Below are 1,731 nucleotides of genomic sequence, written 5' to 3'. Positions count from 1 at the left end.
GGCGGCGGCCGCGCGGGGCGTCGCCGGGGACAGCGCCGGTACGGCGGCGATGACGCCGAGGCAGTTCACGAACACTGCCAGGGCCCTGTGGTGTCGTCTCGATGCAGGCATACCAACGAACCTCCGGACCCGAAGCTATGGTCCGGGGCCCGCCGGGCGGGTACGAAGCCGCCATTCCCGCCCTGTCCGGCGCGATCGCGCGTACCCTGTCCGGCTCCTGGCGGTCCGGTGCCGCCGGCGGCCCGCGAGGGTGTGGTGCGCGGCGGCCGGGGCGTGCCGCCTGCCGGTGTCCGCCGGGCGGCCCGCGGGCGGGGATAGATTGGCCGGGTGCGTATCGCTCGTTTCGCTCATGCCAAGGGAATGTCGTTCGGGGTCGTCGAGGGCGAGCCGGAGGCCGGGCCGCAGGGCCTGACCATCGCCGAGATCGAGGGCCACCCGTTCGGGCAGATCCAGTTCTCCGGCGCCCGCTGGGCGCTCTCCGACGTCCGGCTGCTGTCGCCGATCCTGCCCAGCAAGGTGGTCTGTGTCGGCCGTAACTACGCCGAACACGCCGCCGAGCACGGCAGCGAGGTGCCGAAGGAGCCGCTGCTCTTCCTCAAGCCGTCCACCTCGGTGATCGGCCCGCGCGACGCCATCCGGCTGCCGATCTTCTCCAAGCAGGTCGAGCACGAGGCGGAACTCGCCGTGGTGATCGGCGCCCCGGGCGCCCGCCGGGCCGACCGGGCCGCCGCCGAGCGGGCCATCTTCGGCTACACCTGCGCCAACGACGTGACCGCGCGGGACCTCCAGCGCTCCGACGGGCAGTGGACCCGCGCCAAGGGCTTCGACTCGTTCTGCCCGATCGGGCCGTGGATCACCACCGGGCTCGACGTCAGCGACCTGGAGATCCGGTGTGAGGTGGGCCGCAACCCGGAGGAGATGGAGGTGCGCCAGCTCGGCCGGACCAAGGACATGGTCTTCGACGTGCCGGGCCTGGTGTCGTACATCTCGCACGTGATGACGCTGCTGCCCGGCGACGTGGTGCTGACCGGCACGCCGGCGGGGGTTAGTCCGCTCACCGAGGGGGATACGGTCACCGTGCGGATCCAGGGGATCGGGGAGCTGAGCAACCCGGTGGTCCCCGTCGCCTGATTCGCTCCGATGCCTCGTTTCCGCTGGTCAGGTGGGTTTCGAGGGGTTGGATTTGGCCTGTCGGCACCGGGAGGGTAAAGTTCATTCCCGGCGCCGCAAGGGGCCAATGGGGTATGGGGTAATTGGCAGCCCGACTGATTCTGGTTCAGTTAGTCTAGGTTCGAGTCCTGGTACCCCAGCGCAACCGAGGGTTCGCGAGAACCCTCGGACGCTGGACTCCGGCAGCTCACGCTGGCGGAGTGCAATGAAGGTTCTGGCCCCGTCGTCTAGCGGCCCAGGACGCCGCCCTCTCAAGGCGGTAGCGCCGGTTCGAATCCGGTCGGGGCTACAGCACCGACAGCCCGTCCCGTTTCCGGGGCGGGCTTTCTGCTGTCCGGCCCACGTGCGCAGGGGGTGACCCCCGGCGGTGGTGCCGGACGGGATGCCGCTAGACTACTGCCACACCGCCCGGCAGGGTGGTGAAGCAGGAAAAGTGCCTGGCCCCGTCGTCTAGCGGCCCAGGACGCCGCCCTCTCAAGGCGGTAGCGCCGGTTCGAATCCGGTCGGGGCTACATCCACGAACGGCCCGTCTCGCAACGCGAGGCGGGCCGTTCCGCATCC

The 1,731-nt window shown here is 70.6% G+C and carries 1 protein-coding gene and 3 tRNA genes; all 4 read left to right on the top strand.

The annotated features are described in order from the left end of the window. Positions 1-327 precede the first annotated feature (327 nt). The 4 genes from ABD52_RS37145 to ABD52_RS37130 all read left to right on the top strand — a co-directional run bounded on the left by ABD52_RS37145 (position 328) and on the right by ABD52_RS37130 (position 1,682). Complete coding sequence (locus ABD52_RS37145) at positions 328-1,131, top strand: fumarylacetoacetate hydrolase family protein (RefSeq protein ID WP_013284528.1); 804 nt, start codon at positions 328-330, stop codon at positions 1,129-1,131. Between the two features lie 107 nt (positions 1,132-1,238). After that, positions 1,239-1,310, top strand: a tRNA-Gln gene (locus ABD52_RS37140). Between the two features lie 76 nt (positions 1,311-1,386). After that, positions 1,387-1,459, top strand: a tRNA-Glu gene (locus ABD52_RS37135). A gap of 150 nt (positions 1,460-1,609) precedes the next feature. Then, a tRNA-Glu gene (locus ABD52_RS37130) sits at positions 1,610-1,682 on the top strand. The last annotated feature ends 49 nt before the right edge of the window (positions 1,683-1,731 follow it).

The sequence above is a fragment of the Micromonospora sp. RV43 genome (assembly GCF_001029515.1).
In the GTDB taxonomy this organism is placed as follows: domain Bacteria; phylum Actinomycetota; class Actinomycetes; order Mycobacteriales; family Micromonosporaceae; genus Micromonospora; species Micromonospora aurantiaca.
The sequence above is the reverse complement of the archived record's forward strand: the minus strand, read 5'-3'. Positions and strand labels throughout refer to the sequence as shown.